This is a genomic window from Methanobacterium alkalithermotolerans (assembly GCF_018141185.1).
GTDB lineage: Archaea > Methanobacteriota > Methanobacteria > Methanobacteriales > Methanobacteriaceae > Methanobacterium_F > Methanobacterium_F alkalithermotolerans.
Window position 1 is genome coordinate 54,806 of the sequence record NZ_CP058560.1, and the last position, 20,606, is coordinate 75,411.

20 protein-coding genes are annotated in these 20,606 nt (G+C 40.1%); 7 read left to right on the forward strand and 13 right to left on the reverse strand.

Annotation, left to right across the window (positions count from 1 at the left end):
- Positions 1-140: 140 nt before the first annotated feature.
- Positions 141-506, reverse strand: coding sequence for a YbjQ family protein (locus HYG87_RS00310; protein WP_394357456.1), 366 nt, complete (start codon positions 504-506; stop codon positions 141-143).
- Positions 507-883: 377 nt separating this feature from the next.
- Positions 884-1,648, reverse strand: a complete 765-nt coding sequence (locus HYG87_RS00315; RefSeq protein WP_211533258.1) for a nitroreductase family protein — start codon at positions 1,646-1,648, stop codon at positions 884-886.
- Positions 1,649-1,857: 209 nt separating this feature from the next.
- Between HYG87_RS00315 and HYG87_RS00320 the strand changes: the two genes are divergently transcribed.
- Positions 1,858-2,259: a hypothetical protein gene (locus tag HYG87_RS00320; protein WP_211533259.1), complete on the forward strand. Its 402-nt coding sequence runs from the start codon at positions 1,858-1,860 to the stop codon at positions 2,257-2,259.
- Between the two features lie 34 nt (positions 2,260-2,293).
- Here HYG87_RS00320 and polX read toward each other — a convergent pair whose 3' ends face one another.
- The 5 genes from polX to HYG87_RS00345 form a co-directional block, all read right to left on the reverse strand.
- On the reverse strand, positions 2,294-4,000 hold the full coding sequence (gene polX / locus HYG87_RS00325; RefSeq protein WP_211533260.1) for a DNA polymerase/3'-5' exonuclease PolX: 1,707 nt from the start codon (positions 3,998-4,000) through the stop codon (positions 2,294-2,296).
- A 418-nt stretch (positions 4,001-4,418) separates the two neighbouring features.
- Entirely contained in the window at positions 4,419-5,156 is a 738-nt protein-coding gene (locus HYG87_RS00330; RefSeq protein ID WP_211533261.1) for a geranylgeranylglyceryl/heptaprenylglyceryl phosphate synthase, read from the reverse strand.
- Between the two features lie 69 nt (positions 5,157-5,225).
- A complete protein-coding gene (locus tag HYG87_RS00335; protein WP_211533262.1) occupies positions 5,226-5,372 on the reverse strand; it encodes a 50S ribosomal protein L40e in 147 nt (48 codons plus the stop codon).
- A complete protein-coding gene (locus tag HYG87_RS00340) occupies positions 5,373-5,885 on the reverse strand; it encodes a DUF367 family protein (RefSeq protein ID WP_211533263.1) in 513 nt (170 codons plus the stop codon).
- Between the two features lie 216 nt (positions 5,886-6,101).
- Positions 6,102-8,264 (reverse strand): VWA domain-containing protein, encoded by a 2,163-nt coding sequence (locus HYG87_RS00345; protein WP_249164908.1) that lies wholly within the window; start codon positions 8,262-8,264, stop codon positions 6,102-6,104.
- Positions 8,265-8,674: 410 nt separating this feature from the next.
- Between HYG87_RS00345 and HYG87_RS00350 the strand changes: the two genes are divergently transcribed.
- From HYG87_RS00350 to HYG87_RS00370, 5 genes are all read left to right on the forward strand, one after another.
- Complete coding sequence (locus HYG87_RS00350) at positions 8,675-8,830, forward strand: hypothetical protein (RefSeq protein ID WP_211533265.1); 156 nt, start codon at positions 8,675-8,677, stop codon at positions 8,828-8,830.
- Positions 8,788-9,270 (forward strand): hypothetical protein, encoded by a 483-nt coding sequence (locus HYG87_RS00355; RefSeq protein ID WP_211533266.1) that lies wholly within the window; start codon positions 8,788-8,790, stop codon positions 9,268-9,270. Before HYG87_RS00350 ends, HYG87_RS00355 begins: the two co-directional genes overlap by 43 nt.
- A 14-nt stretch (positions 9,271-9,284) precedes the next feature.
- Positions 9,285-9,731 carry a sister chromatid cohesion protein PDS5 gene (locus HYG87_RS00360; RefSeq protein ID WP_211533267.1) on the forward strand — a complete coding sequence of 149 codons (447 nt, stop codon included), beginning with the start codon at positions 9,285-9,287 and terminating at the stop codon, positions 9,729-9,731.
- A 176-nt stretch (positions 9,732-9,907) separates the two neighbouring features.
- Positions 9,908-10,621 carry a DUF116 domain-containing protein gene (locus HYG87_RS00365; RefSeq protein WP_211533268.1) on the forward strand — a complete coding sequence of 238 codons (714 nt, stop codon included), beginning with the start codon at positions 9,908-9,910 and terminating at the stop codon, positions 10,619-10,621.
- A 53-nt stretch (positions 10,622-10,674) separates the two neighbouring features.
- On the forward strand, positions 10,675-11,523 hold the full coding sequence (locus HYG87_RS00370) for a TatD family hydrolase (RefSeq protein WP_211533269.1): 849 nt from the start codon (positions 10,675-10,677) through the stop codon (positions 11,521-11,523).
- Positions 11,524-11,618: 95 nt separating this feature from the next.
- Here HYG87_RS00370 and HYG87_RS00375 read toward each other — a convergent pair whose 3' ends face one another.
- From HYG87_RS00375 to HYG87_RS00400, 6 genes are all read right to left on the reverse strand, one after another.
- Complete coding sequence (locus tag HYG87_RS00375) at positions 11,619-12,506, reverse strand: ATP-dependent DNA ligase (RefSeq protein WP_211533270.1); 888 nt, start codon at positions 12,504-12,506, stop codon at positions 11,619-11,621.
- A gap of 25 nt (positions 12,507-12,531) precedes the next feature.
- Complete coding sequence (gene ku, locus HYG87_RS00380) at positions 12,532-13,296, reverse strand: non-homologous end joining protein Ku (protein ID WP_211533271.1); 765 nt, start codon at positions 13,294-13,296, stop codon at positions 12,532-12,534.
- A gap of 126 nt (positions 13,297-13,422) precedes the next feature.
- Positions 13,423-13,998 (reverse strand): TIGR00267 family protein, encoded by a 576-nt coding sequence (locus HYG87_RS00385; RefSeq protein WP_211533272.1) that lies wholly within the window; start codon positions 13,996-13,998, stop codon positions 13,423-13,425.
- A 31-nt stretch (positions 13,999-14,029) separates the two neighbouring features.
- Positions 14,030-15,238, reverse strand: a complete 1,209-nt coding sequence (hmgA, locus tag HYG87_RS00390) for a hydroxymethylglutaryl-CoA reductase (NADPH) (protein ID WP_211533273.1) — start codon at positions 15,236-15,238, stop codon at positions 14,030-14,032.
- Positions 15,239-15,406: 168 nt separating this feature from the next.
- Positions 15,407-16,264: a succinate--CoA ligase subunit alpha gene (gene sucD / locus HYG87_RS00395; RefSeq protein WP_211533274.1), complete on the reverse strand. Its 858-nt coding sequence runs from the start codon at positions 16,262-16,264 to the stop codon at positions 15,407-15,409.
- A gap of 150 nt (positions 16,265-16,414) precedes the next feature.
- Positions 16,415-17,143, reverse strand: coding sequence for a hypothetical protein (locus HYG87_RS00400; RefSeq protein ID WP_211533275.1), 729 nt, complete (start codon positions 17,141-17,143; stop codon positions 16,415-16,417).
- A gap of 386 nt (positions 17,144-17,529) precedes the next feature.
- Here HYG87_RS00400 and HYG87_RS00405 point away from each other — a divergent pair, with 386 nt between their 5' ends.
- Positions 17,530-20,568, forward strand: a complete 3,039-nt coding sequence (locus HYG87_RS00405) for an InlB B-repeat-containing protein (RefSeq protein WP_211533276.1) — start codon at positions 17,530-17,532, stop codon at positions 20,566-20,568.
- Positions 20,569-20,606: the final 38 nt, after the last annotated feature.

Here is a 20,606-nt window from a genome sequence, read left to right on the forward strand (position 1 = left end):
TAATTTATAGTAATCATCAGGAGAGGTTAATTAGAATTCTAATAAATCATCATCCTTAAATTCCAGGACTTTTTTAAGGGAAAAATTTATTATTTAAGGATTTTAAGGGGAGTAAATTACCATTACCCATCTAATTTTAGTTATTCTTCTTCCTTTTCTATAATTACCGCAGTACCATAGGCCAGGATTTCCTGCATGATATCTGAAATCTCATCAGAATCAAAACGGGCACTGATAATGGCATTGGCACCTAATTCCCGGGCATGGTCCAGCATACGATTCAGGGCCTCTTCACGGGCTTTTTCCATAAGATGAACATATTCTTTTATTTCCCCTCCAAAAACCGAACGAAAACCAGCCCCAATCTGACCTCCTAAACCCCGGCTACGCACAGTAAGGCCATATACAAAGCCCAGGGTTTTAACTGCCCTGTAACCAGGAACATAATTGGAGGTTACAATGGTTATATCCCGGGGGTGGGTTTTTGATGTGTAAGACTCTAAAATAGGTTCAGCCGAAATATTCTCTGGTGGTTGTTCCACCGCTTCAGTTTTAACCTCATATTCCACCAGCCGGGATCCACAATCAGGACAAAAATGAGTATCATCTTCATAATCTACTTCACAGTTAGTGCAGTGCTTCAGGGTTTCACCAGGAACATATTCTAAATCAGTCTTTTTGGATTCAAAAACAGGTTCCTTTACTGCAGGGTTTTCTTTCATTCTTCTTTTTTCTTCTAATTTTCTACGTATCTCATCACTACTTACCATGAATACCACCTAACATGAATAATAGTTGTATGAAGGGATTATTTACTTTTTCTATTATGAATTTCTCTAAAAAAAGAAAATGATTAATAAAGCTTAAAATAAGGTATATTATTTTAATTAATGATAAGAGTGGCTATATGAGTATAACCTTTCTTTTCCTCTTTTTTAATATTATCAGTGATGATTTCCACCTTTTTTCCCTTAACTCTAAAGTGGAGAGAGAGGTGATAGAGGGCAATACCCATATCAATAGGGGTCCATTTTTTCAGTACCCGGGCTTTTATGAAATTTGAACGGGCACAATATACCTTTATTTTATTCTCATTTCCAGTGAAATACCAGGGCTGGTTATTGGTAGCAGAAGGTGCCAGACGAGCTGGCTCTAAAAATTCATTATCTCCCTCTATATCCGAGATTTCATCCAGTTTTTTTCTTTTAAATTCACCCAAATCCTGACGATGCACTGCTTCATCTGCCTCACCCAGCGAGAGAAGAATAACCTCTTCCAGATTACTTTTTTCCAATATGTTCTTTTTAGGTTGAGCCATTCCCACCCAACAACTCCCTATGTTATGGGATGATAAAAATAAATCCATCTGCTGCAACATAAATCCTATATTAACCCTGTAACCTTTTTTATTTTCAGAAAAAGCAGCAATATAGTGGGGGGCTTTTTTAAGGGGAATTAAACTCTTAATATCATCTGGACCAATAAGCATAAATTCGGTTTTAATATCCTCATCCAGTGGTATTAATTCCTCTAAAAAATTCCTGACCAGGGATAAGGTTTCATCATCCAGGGAAGTGGATTTGTACTTCCGGATGGACTTACGATGGAATATGGCTTCATATAATTTTTCGGATTTAGGATTACTCATGTTATTATTCCCCTAAAATTTATATTAGGTGATATGTTTTTTCTAACTAAAATAATCATTATGGGAAATTTTCCAGATAATTTTTTAGCAGGAATATGTAAACCGGAACTTATTTTTAATTACCTGATAATTTATTTTACCAGAAAGATACTTAAACTGGAACTTATCATATCCCTTTTAATTAAAAACTAATCTAAGGTGTTAAAAAAATGGATATGATTTATCTACAGGCACTGGGGTGGTGGGTGGTACTAATCATCATGGCCCTCTTAACTGCTACTCTCAATAACCGTATAATATTTCCTAAAGTGAAAAATGAATTGCGGGCTCATCAAATAACTTCTTTAATATCTATTGTATTATTCTTAATATTAATCTATGTCTTCTTCCGCTTTACCACAGCCTCTTACACTCCGGGTGATGTGGTGAATATTGGTTTTATATGGATGATTCTTACTCTGGGGGTAGAATTCCTCTTTGCATCTCTCGTGGCCAAACAACCCCTTTCCCGATCCCTGCAAAACTATAATATTACCCGGGGTCGCCTGTGGATATGGGTACTTTTGAGTTTACTCATGGGGCCGGTTTTAATCACCAGCTATCTCCTTTAAAAAAATTCTTGACCATGGGGAGTAAAAAATAATTTTAATTTTTCAGGGCCTTTAAAAAACCCTTCAAGGGTAGAGTATTAACTACATCTTTTTTCTGGGCCCATCCCCGGCGGGCGGTACCCACCCCCAGGTGTATGTTATTTAATTGGTCCGGGCTATGGGCATCCGTATTTATCACCAGTTTACAACCATGCTCCAGAGCCCTTTTTACATTCATATCCCTTAAATCCAGTCGTAGAGGATTGGAATTAACCTCCAGTAAGGTGCCTGTTTGTTGGGCTACCTCAAAAATCTGATTCAAATTAACCTCAGATTCTTTTCTTTTTTGCAGCTTACGACCAGTGGGATGGGCAATTATATCCACATTTTCATTTTCCATGGCATTTACTATCCGCCGGGTTAAATCAAAATATCCCTGATTCAATCCTGAGTGCATGGCTGCTATCACCACATCCATCTCCTGAAGGACTTCATCTTTAATATCCAGCCCACCATCCAGGTCAATATTAACCTCGGCACCCTTCAGGATGGAAATATCATCTAATTCATCATTTAAATGGTCTATTTCTCGGGCCTGCTGCATCAGTTTCTCTTCATCCAGTCCATTGGCAATTTTCAAAGATCCAGTGTGTTCGGTAAAGGCCAGATACTCATAACCCTGCTTGCGGGCCCCCTCCACCATCTCCTCCAGGCCGGTTTTACCATCACTCCACTTGCTATGTAAATGCACATCCCCTCTTATATCTTTAAGTTCAATTAGGGATGGTAAATCACCTCTCCGGGATGCTTCCACTTCACCCCGATTTTCCCGCAGTTCAGGAGGAATGTAATCCATTTTCAGGGCCTGGAATATTTCTCGTTCAGTTTTACCTGCTAACCGATCTTCTTTTTTAAATAGGCCATATTCACTGAGTTTCATACCCCGGGATATGGCTATTTTTCGCATCTCCACATTCAGCTCCTGGGAACCGGTAAAATACATCAGGGCCGCCCCAAAAACTTCCTCATCAAAAACCCGGATATCGCATTCCACACCCCCCATCAGACGTACAGTGGATTTAGCCGGGCCCTGTACAATTATCTCCCCCACCAAATCCAGGGAGACAAAATAATCCATAACCTCCTGGGGATGGGAGGTTATAACCAGAATATCAATATCCCCCACGGTTTCTTTATAACGGCGTATGGAACCTGCCACTTCCACCCTATCTGCCAGGGAAAGTTTTTCTATTTTCTTTTTAACTTCCCGAGCCAGGGGTAAAACTTCACCCAGTAAACTGCGCTTTTTGAATTTACGGGCAAATTCTATATTTTCCAATAGTGCCTTTTCTTTCTTATCACCCATACCCTTCAACCGCCGGATATGATGCCTTTTAGCCTCCCTTTCCAGGTCATCCAGGTTTTTAACTCCCAGTTCCTGGTAGAGCAACTTGATGGTTTTAGGTCCCAACCCCTCCACCCCACGCAGTTCCTCAAAATTCACTGGATATTTTTCTTTTAGTTTTTCATAAAAATCAGCGGTTCCTTTTTCAATTATCTCTTCTATTTTACCGGCAATATGCTGGCCAATCCCGGGGAGTTTTATAAGTTCACCTTCCTGGTGTATGGTTTCAATATCCGTGGTTAGTACTTCTACACTGTGGGCAGCCTGACGGTAGGCTTTAACCCGGAAAAAATCATCCTCCATCTCCAGGTAGTCGGCAATGCTATTTAGAATTTTAGCTACTTTTTCATTAAGCAATTAATTACCCCGCATTCCCCTTATAATTAATATAAACTATTCTTAATTCTGGTTAATAATTTTATACCTGCTGATAAATAAAAAATCATATGATTATCAATAGTGGGGGTTATTTTTTTTTTGTAGATAATCCATTATCCACCTACTCCATTTAAAATTGAATCAGGTATAATAGGGAATTAAATGTATTATAATCAATCAATTTGACCAAAAGGGTACTTGATATTTAAATCTATTTGACCAAAGTGATACTGGATATTAATCAAGTTGACCTAAATGTTATTAGATATTTTAATCAACCTGCCAAAATAGTATATTTAATCAATTTAAAAAAAATGATACGGGATATTATTAATCCGGTCTAAAGGTGGGCTTTTTTAAAAATAATATAAAAAAATAAGGATTTATTTTAAGATTATTAAGCCTGGTGAATACCTTCCACAATCTCTCTAATCTTTTCTTCCACATCAGAGCATTTTTCCACCACAGTACCGGTTACTACAAAATCAGCACCTGCTGCAGCAATCTTATGGGCGGTGGCACCGTCCTGAATCCCGCCTCCTACCACGATACTCATGCTGGTGTATTTTTTACAAGCAGCAATCATCTCCGGGGGAATGGTCTGACTGGCACCGGATCCTGCTTCCAGATAGAACATACGCATACCCATAAATTCAGCAGCCATGGCATAGGCTGCAGCCAAATCAGGTTTCTTTCGAGGGATTAATTTAGCATCCCCTACCCAGCCCACAGTTCCGCCTGGTTCCACCACAATGTATCCCATGGGGATGGCTTCAATACCTATTTTTTTAACACTGGGTGCTCCCAGGGCCTGAGCTCCTATTATCCAGTAAGGATTGGTGGAATTAAGTAAACTCATAAAAAATATGGCATCAGCGTATTTACTCACTCCCGTAATATTTCCCGGGAACAGTACTATGGGAACATCGATATTTTCCTGGAGGGCTTGTGCTGTGGCATCCAGTTCACTACCATCATTGGTGGATCCACCTAACATGATACCATCTGTTCCCCCAGCAATAGCTGCCTGGGCAATCTCCACTGCTTCTTGTGGGCTTTGCTCTTCCGGGTCCAGCAAGGTAAGGTGAACTTTACGATCTTTTAAAATATCTTTAAAATAAGCTTCGACTTTCATATTCCACCCTTAAAAAAAATTAATATAATCTGTGTAAATAAGAAAATAAAGGGAATTAAAAGACTTTATTTAACCCCTTGGTTCTTTAGCTTTAAATCTCAAACCCTTGTATCCGCACTTCCGGCATACTTTAGCATTGGTAGGGTTACGAGCATTACATTTTAAGCAAATCTTGATCTTGAATAATCTATTTTCTGCTTCTTCAAATCTAGCCATTTATGTTCCTCCTATGAATTCGTTTTGAATTTTAACAACTTCCAGACTACTATCAGCCTGGGAATAAGCTTCTAATATTTCTCTATTGAGGATTAGAAAATGAGGTCCCCACTTAAAATGGGACATAATATCTTCTGCTATATCTTTCAATCCCACTATATAAAATGTTGCTGCAATAGCCTCTGCAGTGGAAAGTATACATGGTTTACCATAATTGGTAGGATTAGCTGCAATCAAAAAAGGCAGCGACCGATGGTACTTTGATGTTTTAAATATCACAGCAGACTTCTTGACCTTTTTCCAGGAACAATCTAAAGCAGCCACCCCTCTTTTAATAACCATATCCCTATCTTCAGGAGATACAGATTTTTCAGAAAAGGGATTTAAAACCAGTGCACCATATGGTAACTGGTTAAGATGATTTACTATTTTAAACTTTCCCTTTTTGGCCATGCGAAAGGTGGTGCACTTTTTGCGATCGCATTCTTCAGCATGGTAAACTGTAACCTTCATCTCCCTCACCAGTAAATAATTCAGATATTCCTAATCAATAATTTAATTTAAATTAAAAAACAGCATACTAACCATTTCTAAAAATTCAATTAACTTAAAAATTAAGCCATCTCTTAAAATCTTTAGTAGGAATAGCTTAATATACTTTTTCCACCAGGGGTAAACATATTTCTTTTTTAATTTTTTTAGGGGGTAGTGGTTTTGGAGATTTTTTATCTAAAAATGACTTCTCTCATATTTCATTATTTGACACATGGCATTACCTGGATTTTGTAAGTCCTCCAGTTCATAGTAACGACCACCTGAGGCCAGGGCCAGTTCCATATTCATGTTACGGCCATGTGCTTTAGATCTCTCGAAGTTGACCACCAGGGCATTTATATGATTTTCTTCTATCATATGGGCATATTTAAGGGCGTCTTTAGCCGGGTTCTGGTCAATACCCACATTGGGCATACCATCGGTTAAAAGCACCATTAAAGGTACATATTCTTCTTTTTTCATTTCATTTTTAAGTACTTCCACTCCCTTTTTTATACCGGCGGCCATGGGAGTGGTTCCCCCTACCTGAATATCCCCCACCACTTCCTGGAAGGAAGAAACCCTTCTGGTGGTGGGTATGATTACCTGGGCTTCCTTTCCTTTAAAACCAATAACCGTTAACTTGTCCTTATGGCGGTGGGCATCTTTAATAATTTCACTTATTATTCCCCGCACCCGCCGGGCTTTTTTATCAGAATGCATGGATCCACTGATATCCACCACCAGGGCAATAGAGGCCCGGGCACCATGCTTTCTAATCTTCTCCCTTAAATCCCCGGATTCTACTTTTATTTCACCCTGGGACTTTAAGGCCGCAGCACGAAGGGTGGCATCAATGGCAATATCTCCCCGGGAAGGAGAATATAAACGGCTTTTAACATACTTCCCCTTATCTGTTTTAGAATCCACCCGGGCACCATATAGACGTTTTTTCTTTTTACCCTTCATTTTCAGCATTTTTTTTATATCAAACTCCTCACAAGACCCTTCCAATGGTTCTTCCTGGGGATTAGGTACAAAAGGTTTCTCCTTTTCAGGGCCCCTGTTACCTGCTGAAGATGATTTATTACTATCATTAGTTTCTTCTTCTTTACCGCTATGAGGAGAAGAACTATCTTCCTTAGAATCATTACTTTCATTTTCCTCAGGAGAATTGGATGCACCACCTGGAGATTCTTCCTCCGGGGTATTATCATCATCGTCCTGGCTTTGTTCTTCACCTGCAGAATCTTCACCCTGATTTTTTTCTTCTTCTTTAGATGAATCACCATTAGAAGAGGAATTTTCCTGATTCTGGGATTCCTCCTCTTTTTTTTCTTTTTCCATATCCTCTTGGGCTTTATTTAGTTGATTTTTTAGTTGCTGGGGGTTTTGAGGTTTCCCAGTACTTCTTTCACCTAAAACCAGGGTTATGGCCTCTTCCACATCCTTATATTTTACCTCTTTTTGCTGGTTATAACTGGCTATGGCCTTGGAGGTTTTTAATATGGCAATATCTGACCGGTGGCCATCCACCCCGGCTTCCACACATACCCGGGCAATCAACTCCATGAGTTCTGTGGAGATGGTTACCTGGGGTAACAATGCCCGGGCCTTAATTATCTTATCCTGCAATTCCTTTTGGGTGTTTTCAAATGATTTTTTAAAGCCTTCTGGATCCTTTTCAAACTGCTCCCTCCGGTGCATAATGCTTATCCTGTCTTTTATATCCAGGATACTATGCACCGTCAGGTGTAATCCAATCCGGTCTGATAACTGGGGCCTCAGGTCACCTTCAGCAGGGTTCATGGTCCCTACCAGTATGAATTTAGAGGGGTGGGATATGGATATTCCTTCCCTTTCCACATTATTTATGCCATAGGCTGCAGCATCTAAAAGCACATCCACCAGGTGATCATCCAGGAGGTTGATTTCATCAACATATAAGATGTTCCGGTTGGCCTCAGCCAGGATACCCGGTTCAAGTGCTTTAATACCTTCTTTTAAAGCTTTTTTAATATCCAGGGAACCTACCACCCGGTCTTCAGTTGAGCCCAGAGGCAGTTCCACCACTCTCATCTTCTTTTCTTCAATTTCCATATCCGGGGTTTGACAGAACTCACACAAAGAGTCCCGGTCATGGGGGTTGCAATTGAAGGGACATCCTTTCACCACCTCCAGGGAAGGCAATAGATCAGCCAGAGCCCGGACCGCGGTGGTTTTACCAGTACCACGGTCACCTTTAATCAATACTCCACCAATACCCGGGTTTATAGCATTTAATATAAGTGCTTTTTTTATATCCTCTTGTCCAACAATGGCTGTAAAGGGGAAAATCAGGTTTTTCAAGTGTCTCACCAATTTTTTTTGCAATGTGATTACCCTTACTTTTAGTTTTAATTAATTTTTTATTATACTTACCCTTAATAAATCCGACTTTTCTATATTTTAAGGGATTATTATTATTTGAATTTGATTAAACTTATAAATACCTTTTTTTTAATCCATAAAATTTGATTTAGCGGTATAATCACTTTAAATAAGGATAATATTCCTTTAATATGAGAAAAATAAATCATGATAAATTATGTTATTAATTATATTATTTTTTTATTTAATAAATATCTTGGGTATGATACTCAACCTGGTATTATTCTGGCTCCTATTTATGATAATTTGATTTTAAGGGTATTTTAGTTCATAAAAATGGTAATTTATTATAAAAAAAAATAAATAAGAACAAAAACATAGCCTCCACTGGTGATAATATGTGTACAGTGGGCGGTCCCATGGCGGACATCAAGATGAAAAAACTGAAAACTAAACGATGTAAATGTTTAGATTGTGGCAATGAATTTAAAGGACTTGGAAAACGAATCATATGTCCCTCCTGTCAATCAGAGAACGTGGAGTGCTCAGAGTAGACCCTTCACAAATATTATTTTTAATAGGTGATACCGGTACGGTGGGGGTGGTGAAATCACTTCAAAACCAGACTTTATTTATTGGTACCCCTGATGAGGACGAAGTGGTGATGTTTCTAGAGGAAGATGATTTATTTGTAATCTCTGCTTTTGGAAAAGGAATAGAAGTGGAAAAAGGTATTAAATGCATGAGTTATCTATTGCGTGAAATGGCCTCCCCTATTATAGTTCTGGGGGAAAATCATCCCACATCCCAGCGCCTGAAAATGGTGGTGGCGGTAGGTAGTCAGGTGAGACTGGACTGCAATATCATACCTGGAACCCACCCGGAACAGGACATATTATGCTCCTGTGAATCACTATCTGGAGTGCAGATTAAATCCACCCCTCAGGGTGTGGAAATAGAAGGCAACCTCCTGGTTAAAATGGAAAAGATTTAAGGGTTAGAGATACTATGGAAACATATAGTAGCACCCAAATTGACCAGATGAAGCTGGATAAAGACTTAAACGGCCTGGTAAAGGTACTACAACAAAGTGATGAATTTTTAAAAAAAGAAGCAGTCCGGGCCATGGGCCAGGTAGGTACCACTGCCTGCATTAAATATTTAGAAAAAGCCCTGAAGGATGAATACCCCAGTGTGAGGGCGGTGGCCCTGCAATCTATAGGTACACTGGGATCCCAGGATGAAAATACCATACCTGAAGATAGAATTAAAGAAAATATTGTAAATCTGCTCCATGATAAGAACTGGACAGTTAGATATGCGGCAGTAGAATCATTATCCCTTTTATATGGAGAGGAATCCTTAGATGATATAACACCCTTTCTTCTGGATGAAAACCCCCATGTAAAAGAAGCAGTATTCCAGGCCATGGATAATTTTAGAAAAGAAAAATAATTTTCTTAGTCAACTTTATATAAAAAAAGAGAGATAATAGCTTTATAATATTATTAAAAATGTTCTATTTTTCATACTGATTGTTATATATTTTAATTATGAAGATATTAATTTAAGTTAAGCTTATTATATTAAATTTTGTTATTAAAGCACAAAATTATTACAGGTACAATGGCATGTTACTTAGTGAATTTTATCAACTATTTGGACAGATGGTATTCTTAGCAGGGGCTTCTTTAATTGTCCTGCTTTTAATTACCCTTATTTTAGGTAAGATATTATTAAAACAGGATAAACTCATTTTTCCCCGACTTCTTTTATTCACCATAGACCTCTTCTATGGCCCTTTCAAGAAATTCTCGGAAATAATAGGATTAGATGAGAAAATAGTGGATCATATTGGAGTGGAAGTCAGAAATAAAGTCAATCAAAAACAATTTGAAAAAATCAAACCCCAGGATAAACTACTGATACTGCCCCATTGTTTAAGGAGCCTGGATTGTGAAGCCACCTTAGAATCATCAGGACTAATATGCAACCACTGCAAAAAATGTGTTATAGGGGTATTAAAAGAAAAAGGAGAAGAGATGGGATACAAAGTATTTATCATCCCGGGATCCACTTTTCTTCAGAAAATCGCTGAAAAAAATAATTTCAAAGCAGTGCTGGGGGTGGCCTGTTACCAGGACCTTAACCTGTCCATGATGAAACTGGCCCGGTTCTCACCCCAGGGAGTGGTCCTATCCCGGGACGGGTGTATAAAAACTAAGGTTGACCCTAAAGCCGTACTGGAAAAAATGGGATATAACTCTGATAAATCAACTGAAGATAAATCCCTCTCCCCGGTAAGCTCTTGCAATACGGATAAACCAGATAAAAGAGCCTATTAACTTTTTTTTTAAATTAATTTAATAAATGCAATGGATTTAAGGAATTGTTTACCATGGAAGAAATCCCTATCACTGATAACCATATTCATGTGGACCCTGTAAATGGGGAAGGACCCTTAAAAGTAGCCCAGAAATTCCATGCCTCAGGAGGAAGGGTGATGATCATCCCTAATAAACCCTCCTGGAGTTGTGGTAAACCATTTAATTATGAACATGCCATGGACCTGGTCTTAGAATATGTGGATATAATTAACCAGAACACACCAGTTAAGGCCTATGCCGTGTTAGGACTCCATCCGGCAGAACTATCCCGACTTTTAGAATCGGGTAAATCACCGCAAGAAGCAGAAACACTCATAATAGAAGGTATGGAATATGCCCAGAAAAAAGTCCAGGAAGAAGAAGCAGTGGCCCTGGGGGAAATAGGCCGACCCCACTATGAAGTCTCCGGGGAAGAATGGGAGATCCACAACCAGATCATGGTGCAGGTTATGCAACTGGCTAAAGAGGTAGATTGCCCGGTGCAACTACATACCGAATCTTCCCAGGAACCACAATTTAATGAATTCAGTCAGATGGCGGATAAAGCCGGTCTTAAAAGACATAAACTGATTAAACACTTCTCCGGGCCCTATACTTCCCGGGAAGAAAACCATGGACTCACCCCCTCTCTAATTGCCACCCGGGAGGTGGTGAGTGAGGGTATAAAAAAGGGAAATAATTTTTTAATGGAAACTGATTACCTGGATGATGTTACCCGTCCGGGGGCGGTTTTAGGCCCGAAAACAGTACCCCGCCGGACCTTTGAATTTATTAAAAAAGGGATAATGACTAATGAGGATGCTTTTAGTATTCATAAGGATAATGTGGAAAAGGTGTATGGGATTCTTAATGATTTTTAAATCTATAAAAAAAACTTATTTTATGGTATTTTTAAAATCTTTAATTGTTTATAAAAAACTTATTTTAGGGTTTTTTAAACTTAAATTGAATTATTTTAATCCCAGCGGAAACGCACCCATACCGGAGCCCGGGGAGATCCATTTATCATTTCCTGGACTCGTATTTCAGCTAAAAGGGGGCGGGTACTAATTAATAATTCAGATTCCACCTCAGGAGGTAGCTCAATATCCAGAGGGGCCTGATTTTTTTTAAGTATATGGAGTATGATTTCACGATCCCTATCACTAAAACCGGTACCTACCTTACCCAAAAATTTCCCATCTTTTTTAAGGATTAAAGCACCAAAAGGAATACTACCTGTGCTACGGGTAGCACCCACCACATATACATCTACCGTGTCCTGTTTTTTAACTTTTAACCATTTATCTGATCTTTTACCAGCTTCATAGGTCGAATGTGCTTTTTTAAGAACCACGCCTTCAAAGCCCTCATCCAGGTATTCCTTAAAACGATTTTTCCAGTTACTATCCCCGGCCTCCTGAAAGGGAACAATATCAATACCCTCCTTAAAATAAACCGCTTTTAATAAAATGCCTTTTCGTTCCAGCAATGTTTTATTGGTTAAATCTTCCCCATCCAGGTGTAAAATATCAAACAGGTTATAGGTGGCGGGCATCTTCCAGGATAAAATACCTATTTTAAATTTATCCTCCACATTACGCTTTAATAATTGTCTAAACCCACCCTCCACCGTAAGCTCCCCATCCAGGATCCAATTATCACTGTTAATATTTCTTCTTAAAGCTTCTACAATCTCTGGAAACTTATATGCAGCATTAACATGTCTACGGGTCCAGAGATCAATCTTATCTTTATTTCGCTGGGCAATTATTCGCTCTCCATCATATTTAGGTTCAATAACCCATTTACCCTCCAATTGGAGCTTTTCTTTAACTAAAGTAGCCAGCATGGGTTCAATCATAGAAAATATCTCCTGAAATTATTATTTACTCTTCAAGGAGCATTCTTTCCAGCTCCGCTTCAATGGAACGAGTTTCCGGTAATTTGATTTCTTCTCGGGGTATTTCTTCACCCCTGGCCTTTTTTTCTATCAGTTCTTTTACCTGGGAAGTGTATTCCTCCTGGTAACTACCCCAATCAAAATCAAAACTCATCTTCTCTACCACCTGCACTCCTTTTTCCAGGAGATCTTTGGGGAGGTCTGCTTCTATTATTTCTATTTCTTGTGAGGATCGTACCTGTTCTTTATAGAGGAGCTGTTTTAAGAGAAAGCCATTTTCTTCTGGTTTTAACATTCCAATATATTCATTGCTCCGGGAAACCCACTTAACCACCGCCACTTTTTCTGTTTTTTCCAGAGCTTTTTTAAGTAAAAGAAAACTTTGTCCCACTCCTCCTTTTTGAGGTGACTGGGTACCAATGTAATAGGGTTTTCCCAGGCCCAGAAGAGGTATTTCTTCCATTTTACAAAATCCCTGTATTTCCATTATTTTATTGGCAAATGGTCGGAGGGATTCTATTTCCTCATCAGAGAACTTTAAACATTCACCGGCAATAAAAAAAGCTTTAGATATTTCATCTCTTTTTAATTCCTTCCCATCCTTTTCACAGACCTTTTTATACCGCACCCGACCACAGTCTATTTTATGCACCTGATGAAAACCAATGTGCAGGGGCCCGCTGGCAGAATAAGTACGTATGGGAATTAAAATACTTCCAAAAGTTAGATATCCAGACCATATGGATCGCATAACTATACACCCCTATAATATTATTTTAACAAGAGGTAATATATTTTCCCACTCAACCTGAATTAAGAATTATTATGCGGTAGTTATGAAAAAAAATAATAATTGGGGGGATATTCTAAAGATTAGTTATCCTCCACCCATAACAAAACTAACCACCATAATGAATATTCCAATTACCACTATTTCAATACTGGTTTTAAAGAGGCTTTCCCGGGATACCCGTCCCAGGTAGATACCCAGGATGATTAGAGCTATAAAACACAGTATCAGGGTGACAATGGTGGCGGTGATTCGATCAGCAATCACCAGAAAGGCGGTTACCGGTACAAATGATCCAATAAAACTGGAAAAACCATGGGTGAACATACTCATGTAGATACGGCGTTTGGCCTGTTTATGGATGAGAGTATCATCCAGTTTTCCTTCTTCCATAATCATCTTCTTTTCCAGTTCCCGCATGGAACGCATTTCTTCGGCCCGTTCCCCAATAAAAGAACCAAAGGCATTGGACATGGCTATGGCTATCCCTCCACTAAGACCAGTTATACCAATAAGGTAGTTTGGTATTTCTGCTCCCCCTAAACCAGCCACACCACTGGCGGTAAGGGTAACTCCCATCACCGCCAGGATCCCATCCAGACTCCCTAAAGCCACATAACGGCTCATATTGAAAAATTCTTCAAAAAATTCTTTTAGATTCATTTTATTTAATACTCCCTGAACGTGGAGGTATTTAACCTCTTCCCAGGTCTTTATGTGCCCGGGCCAGATGTCCTGAAGCAAGAGCCCCTAATAGTGATAACTCTCCGGCTAATACTGTGGCAGCTACAATCTCTGCAAATTTCTGCACTTTACCGGCACCATAAACATCCATTATCTCCAGACATTCCCGGGCGGTTTCCAGCCGGGTGCCCCCACCAAAGGTGGCCAGAGGCACATCCGGAAGGGTCACTGCAAAATATAAATCACCATTTTGCTCTTCAGCAGTGGTAATCCCCATACTGCCCTCCACCACATGGGCCTCATCCTGGCCGGTGGCTAAAAATAAGGCCCCGATCATATTAGCATAATGGGCATTAAAACCCATACTACCTGCTATAGCAGAACCTACAAGGTTTTTAGCAACATTAACCTCGACAACAGCCTGGGGGGTGGTTTTCAATTTTTGTTTTACCATTTCAGCAGGTATTACGATTTCTGCTATCATGGTTTTACCCCGGCCTTCTACCATGTTTAAAGCAGAGGGTTTCTTATCCACACAGACATTTCCACTAAGTGCCACCACATGGGCTCCGGTTTTCTTTTGGAGTAAATCCAGGGCTTTTTCTGTGGCAATGGTCACCATATTCATCCCCATACTATCTCCGGTACTGTATACAAAACGGGGATAGAGGTAAGAACCCACCACCAGGATAGGATCAATTTTTAATAGTTTTCCATGGCTGGTGGTGCTTTCTGCTGTTTCTTTTAGTATATGGAAATTATCTTCTATCCAGGTTTTTATTTCCAATGCTTTTATCACCGATTCGGCTTTAATTACCGGGGCTCTGGTCATTTTATCTGAGATGATGCGGGTGGTTACACCGCCTGCCTGGGTTATGAGGGAGCATCCCCGGTTAACTGAGGCCACCAGGGCCCCTTCAGAGGTGGCCAGCGGAACATAAAAATCTCCTTTCGCATATTCACCCTGTACTTTCAGGGGACCGGCCACACCCACCGGGATCTGGATGGTTCCTACAGGATTTTCAATATTCTTTTTAACTGCTTCTTCCATATCCAGAGAATAATGGGCCACATTATCCAGTGATCCTGCAGATATGGTTTCTATATATTCCCTTCTAATATCCACACTCTCTTTTACATTGGAGGTGAATTTTTCTATCTCATGGAGCTTCATATCTCCTGAAGATAGTTTTTTAATTATCTCGTTTTTATCTACCATGATTAAAACCTTAGGGGTGTGTATTTTTGGAAATTAGTTTATTATAATCAAATTTTCTAAAAAAAGGTGTTTTTACCCTTATTTTAGATTAAGTGGACTTTTAATCTAGAATTCTTTTATAATATTTGCCCTTACTTTTGATTTACCAGGTGTTTATTCATTATTTTTTTAGAATTCTTTTATGATATTTACCATATCAGATGGTTTCTCCACCACCTTAACCCCTACTTCTTCCAGGGCCTGGATTTTACTCTCGGCGGTTCCACTGTCTCCCTCAATTATAGCTCCAGCATGTCCCATTCTTTTACCTGGTGGGGCAGTGGTACCGGCGATGTAGGCTATAACGGGTTTAGAAATATTTTTTTCTATGTACCGGGCGGCTTTTTCCTCGGCATTACCTCCGATTTCCCCAATCATCACCATGGCCCGGGTGTCCGGGTCGTCTTCAAATTTCTGCAGTACGGTGGCAAAGTCCAGTCCCACCACCGGGTCTCCTCCAATCCCCACACAACTACTTTGACCCTTACCAGAACGGCTTATCTGGTGGGCGAATTCATAGGTGAGGGTTCCACTACGGGATACAATACCAATATTCCCTGGCTGGAAGATATGGGCCGGCATAATACCCAGCTTACCCACACCCGGAGAGATAACTCCCGGGGTATTCGGTCCCACTACGGTGGTATTCATTTTTTGGGCATACTCCATAATCTGCACCGAATCATGCACCGGGATGTGTTCGGTGATAATGATAACGGTATCCAACTGACTTATGGCTTCAAAAGCGGCATCCTTGGCAAAAGGAGCAGGTACAAATATTATGGAGGTATTAACATCCATGACTTCTTTTACTGCTTCTACTGAATCATAAACTGTCACCGGTCCGAATTTTTGACCTCCCTTACCGGGAGTTACTCCCGCCACGATATTGGTACCGTATTCCAGCATTTGCTCGGTATGGAAAGCTCCCTGCTTTCCGGTAATTCCCTGTACTAAACATTTGGTATTTTTATCCAGGATTATCATTGATAAAACTCCTTAATTTTTTGAGTTAATATAAAAAATATTTTTTTTTAGTAGTTACTATATGGGCCGCTTATTTATTTAAGGATTAGGATGGCCAACAGGCTTCTATAATAAAAGGGATAAGCTTGATTTCGGTATGAAATCAGGGCACTACAACCTTAAAATACGGGTTCTTTCTTCAAAGGGAACAGCCAGATCAATGATATTACCATTCATATAGGCAGTAACTGAGGTGATAACACTTCCTGGTATCACATGGGATGGTGCTCCTCTTTTTACCAGGTAAACATTTTTATTTCCCAGAGCAGCTCCCATCATGGCCCCGGCCACACTACCCACACTCTCCAGATTTTCTATGGTGGCAATAATCACCGGATCATCAGTTTTATCTGATACATAACCCACTCCCGGTATGTGATTAACCCCGGGGGTGATCGGGGCAGATACATCTGTAACCCCACTCATGCCCTGGGCAGCCAGCCGGGCGGAGTTGGCCACCTCTCCCACAAAGTCTTCCCCTCCATAGGTGTCAAAGGCCATGATGATAGCATCAGGGTAACGGTCCTGACGTATACGTGCTTCAGCATAAGATATGCCCTCCCCGGCACCTTCCGGGGTGGAGGATATCCCCTCTACATCCCCCAGGTCCTCGGCATTATCCCTTAAAATTTGCACCATGGCCTGGTTAATGGTCTCTAAAAGTTCATCCGGGACAAAAGCACTGATAACCACATCATCACCAGTTATATTGGTTAAAGCAGCTTTATCAGCTCCCAAATCCACTAAATGGGAGATGTTATCTTCTAAGTTCTTTATAAGAGAGTTACTACAACTTGTGTCATTATTAGATATATCTGCACCAATGGAGCTTACTTTCATGGGATCACCTTTTAGATTAATTATATATAATAATTGGATATAAGTATCAGTTTTGGGGTTAGGTGTGGTATTTTTAATTAATTTCTTTTTTAGATTAAGGTAATATTTAGTTTATCTTCACTTTTTAATACATTTTAAGTAATTGTTATATTTGCTACAAACAAATAGGTAGATTTATTTAGTGTTATTACTAATACTGAGGTGTTTTACTATCAGTTTCAGGGATCTTTAATCCCGCATCAGTAAAGTTCAGTTTCAGTATTTATTATACTGCACAAAGGAGTTTTTGCTTTTTTTTAAGCCGTCCTTTAGAAATTAGCAATCATTTACCATTTATTTTTCAGATATTTATCTTACATAATTGATTGTACAAGGAGGTGAAAAACGTGAAAAAACAACTAATAATGACTCTAATTGTTCTATTATTAGCTATCACCCTGGCTGGTGCGGTATCTGCTACGGTGGATCCTGATAGTGTGAAATACGTTTCCCCTACAGGTAGTGATGATAACGATGGAAGTGAACTATACCCTTATCTAACTATTGGTAAAGGAATAACTTCAGTAAGTGTGGATGGTACGGTTAATGTGGCTGATGGGGTCTACCAGGAACAATTAATTATTGATAAGAATGTTAATCTGGTGGGTCAAAGCCAGGAAAACACCATCCTTGATGGGGCTAATACTAAACGACCCCTTACCATAGATACTGGTGTTACAGTGAGTATCAGTCTATTTACCATACGAAATGGTAGAGCCACTGGTTCCTATGCTTATGGGGGAGGAATCCTCAACACTGGAAACTTGACTCTTGATAAGTGTACCATCAAAAATAATCAGGCCAACCCTAATACTTTTTATGGATCCAGTTACGGGGGAGGAATTCACAACTCTGGAAACCTGACCCTGAAAGGTAGCACTGTTGAATACAACACTGGTACCGGTTACTATACTTATGGTGGAGGAATCCATAACTGGGGGACTATGACTATTGAAGACAGCACCATACAGTACAATCAAGCTATCAGTTCTTCTGATGAGGCTATGGGTGGTGGAATCTACAACGAAAATACACTTACCATCATTAACAGTAATATAAATGGTAACAGAGCCCAGAGCAGCTATCCTGATGATGCTTATGGTGGTGGTATTTACAATAGGGGTGCTTTGATTATGGATAACACCAACCTGGAAGGCAATATAGCATCTGGTTATGACGCCTATGGTGGAGGTATCTACAGTTATTATGGTACCCTGGAAATTAAAAACAGTACCATCCATAATAACCTGGCCGAAGCCAGCAATACCTCAGCTTACGGTGGTGGAATCTACCTTAATAGTGGTAGTTTAACCTTAACCAATAGTAACATCAACCAAAACACAGTAACTGGACAGGATGGTTTTTGGGCTGAAGGTGGTGGAATCTACAACTCAGGAGGCGCCATGACCATCACCGGTGGAAGTGTAAGTTCTAACCGGGTTAACGGAGGATCTGCCAGTGGTGGTGGGATTAGTAGTGATGGTTATCTTAATATGGTGACCATAAATGGTTGCACCATCCATGATAACGCTCTCTACAGTACTTTTACTTCTAATGGTGGTGGAATTTACAATAAAGCCCCTATGGCCATTAATGATTCAACTATCAAAGGTAATACGGCTAAAAATGGTGGTGGAATCTACAATTACCAGAGTTCACTAACCATCACCGGATCCACTATTCAGGAGAATAATGCCGCTATTGGAGCTGGAATCTGGAATTCAGGAACCACCAGTATCTCTAATTCAACAATCACTGGTAACATCGCATCTATTCAGGGTGGTGGAATACACCACCGGAGTGGTACTTTGACTCTCACCGATACAAACATAATCCACAACACTGCTACTACTTACGGTGGTGGAATATCAAATGAGGGTACTTTATACATTCAAAACTCAGCCATAAATGATAACACAGCACAATTTGGTGGTGGAATCTTCAACGTCGACCGGGAAGTTATTCTGGATAGCACTGAAATCTTAAGAAACACCGCAGCCGACTATAATGGAAACGGAGCACGCGGAGGAGCCATTTACAACCACTATGGTGCAGTTACTATCGATAAGAGTAAAATCAATAATAACACCGCATATTCTTACACCTTTGTATATGGTGGAGGAATATACACTTATAGTGGTTTATTAACCATTACCAACAGCAACTTCAACCATAACACCGCCGCTGCTACTAGTAATGTATATGGTGGAGGAATCTACACCTACGATAGTATGGTGACCATGAACTTCAACCGTATAGTGGGCAATTCCCATAAAACCATCTATCATTCCCTCGACTCACAATACGGTACTGTAAATGCTGAGTACAATTGGTGGGGTTCCAATAATCCCAACTTTGCCACTTTAATTAGTGGTGTGGTGGATTACACTCCATGGTTATACATGACCTTCCAGGCTGATCCTACCAGTATTGTACAGGGTGAAACCTCTACTCTAACTGCTAACTTCAACCAGGCCTTTGATGGTACCACGGTTACTCCTTTAAATCCAGTTGATGGTCACCTGCCGGATGGTACTCTAGTGACTTTTAAGACGGATTTAGGAGAAGTGGGTAGCCAAGAAGTGGATAAACCCACCACTGGTGGTGTGGCCATTGCTACTTTAAATGGTACTCAATCAGGACTAGCTACGGTTAATGCAATGCTGGATGGGGAGGAACTATCACATACGGTGCAGGTTACCGGATCAGAACACAACCTGGTGGTGAATGTCACCGGCCAGGGTATTGTTAATAAGAATCCAGATATGGCTTCTTATCCTGCTGGTACTGTGGTTACATTGACTGCTGTTGCTAATCCTGGTTGGAACTTCAGCCACTGGACGGGAGACCTGACTGGAAACACTAATCCTCAGACTATAACTATGGATGGGGATAGGTCTGTTACTGCGGTCTTTGTAGCAGATGCACCGGAAACTGGTATTTTCACCCGTTTAATGGTGCAGGATGCGGCTATTCGGGTCAGGAATTTCATCACCAGTCGTGGTGTTTTACCTAACTGGGTGCGTATGGTGGATACCGCCGGTACAACGCATTATGTGACCATGCCCGTATTTCTGGAGTTATCCACTGCCAGTTTGATATCTTCGGCTAATGAATTTAAGGCCCTGGATGTTAAAACGGCACCTAAAGCTGTGGGTTCAACCATTGTAAACCGCAACCTTTACAAGGCTGGTTATATGGATATGGCCTACAGGGTGAATAAGTTCATCCGGAATAATGGTGTGGCACCTAATTTCGCCTGGAGCTCACTGGGTAACATTCGTTTCCAGGCACTGGTGGATAGTTTTGCTCGTATTGTGGCTTTTAAAGCTGAAAGAAAAGTACTACCAAATTATGTGGTAATAAACACCCGTCGGGTAAGGTAAAAAACAAATAATTTATCCCCTTTTTCTTTTTTTTTATT

Excerpts from the sequence above, each read along its gene's own strand:
- hmgA (WP_211533273.1), bottom strand. The coding sequence starts at position 15,238 with ATGGTAGATAAAAACGAGATAATTAAAAAACTATCTTCAGGAGATATG.
- HYG87_RS00370 (WP_211533269.1), top strand. The coding sequence starts at position 10,675 with ATGGAAGAAATCCCTATCACTGATAACCATATTCATGTGGACCCTGTA.
- HYG87_RS00365 (WP_211533268.1), top strand. The coding sequence starts at position 9,908 with ATGTTACTTAGTGAATTTTATCAACTATTTGGACAGATGGTATTCTTA.
- HYG87_RS00400 (WP_211533275.1), bottom strand. The coding sequence starts at position 17,143 with ATGAAAGTAAGCTCCATTGGTGCAGATATATCTAATAATGACACAAGT.
- HYG87_RS00355 (WP_211533266.1), top strand. The coding sequence starts at position 8,788 with ATGTCCCTCCTGTCAATCAGAGAACGTGGAGTGCTCAGAGTAGACCCT.
- HYG87_RS00320 (WP_211533259.1), top strand. The coding sequence starts at position 1,858 with ATGGATATGATTTATCTACAGGCACTGGGGTGGTGGGTGGTACTAATC.
- HYG87_RS00385 (WP_211533272.1), bottom strand. The coding sequence starts at position 13,998 with ATGAATCTAAAAGAATTTTTTGAAGAATTTTTCAATATGAGCCGTTAT.
- ku (WP_211533271.1), bottom strand. The coding sequence starts at position 13,296 with ATGCGATCCATATGGTCTGGATATCTAACTTTTGGAAGTATTTTAATT.
- sucD (WP_211533274.1), bottom strand. The coding sequence starts at position 16,264 with ATGATAATCCTGGATAAAAATACCAAATGTTTAGTACAGGGAATTACC.
- HYG87_RS00330 (WP_211533261.1), bottom strand. The coding sequence starts at position 5,156 with ATGAAAGTCGAAGCTTATTTTAAAGATATTTTAAAAGATCGTAAAGTT.
- HYG87_RS00360 (WP_211533267.1), top strand. The coding sequence starts at position 9,285 with ATGGAAACATATAGTAGCACCCAAATTGACCAGATGAAGCTGGATAAA.
- HYG87_RS00315 (WP_211533258.1), bottom strand. The coding sequence starts at position 1,648 with ATGAGTAATCCTAAATCCGAAAAATTATATGAAGCCATATTCCATCGT.
- HYG87_RS00350 (WP_211533265.1), top strand. The coding sequence starts at position 8,675 with ATGTGTACAGTGGGCGGTCCCATGGCGGACATCAAGATGAAAAAACTG.
- HYG87_RS00340 (WP_211533263.1), bottom strand. The coding sequence starts at position 5,885 with ATGAAGGTTACAGTTTACCATGCTGAAGAATGCGATCGCAAAAAGTGC.
- HYG87_RS00335 (WP_211533262.1), bottom strand. The coding sequence starts at position 5,372 with ATGGCTAGATTTGAAGAAGCAGAAAATAGATTATTCAAGATCAAGATT.
- HYG87_RS00375 (WP_211533270.1), bottom strand. The coding sequence starts at position 12,506 with ATGATTGAACCCATGCTGGCTACTTTAGTTAAAGAAAAGCTCCAATTG.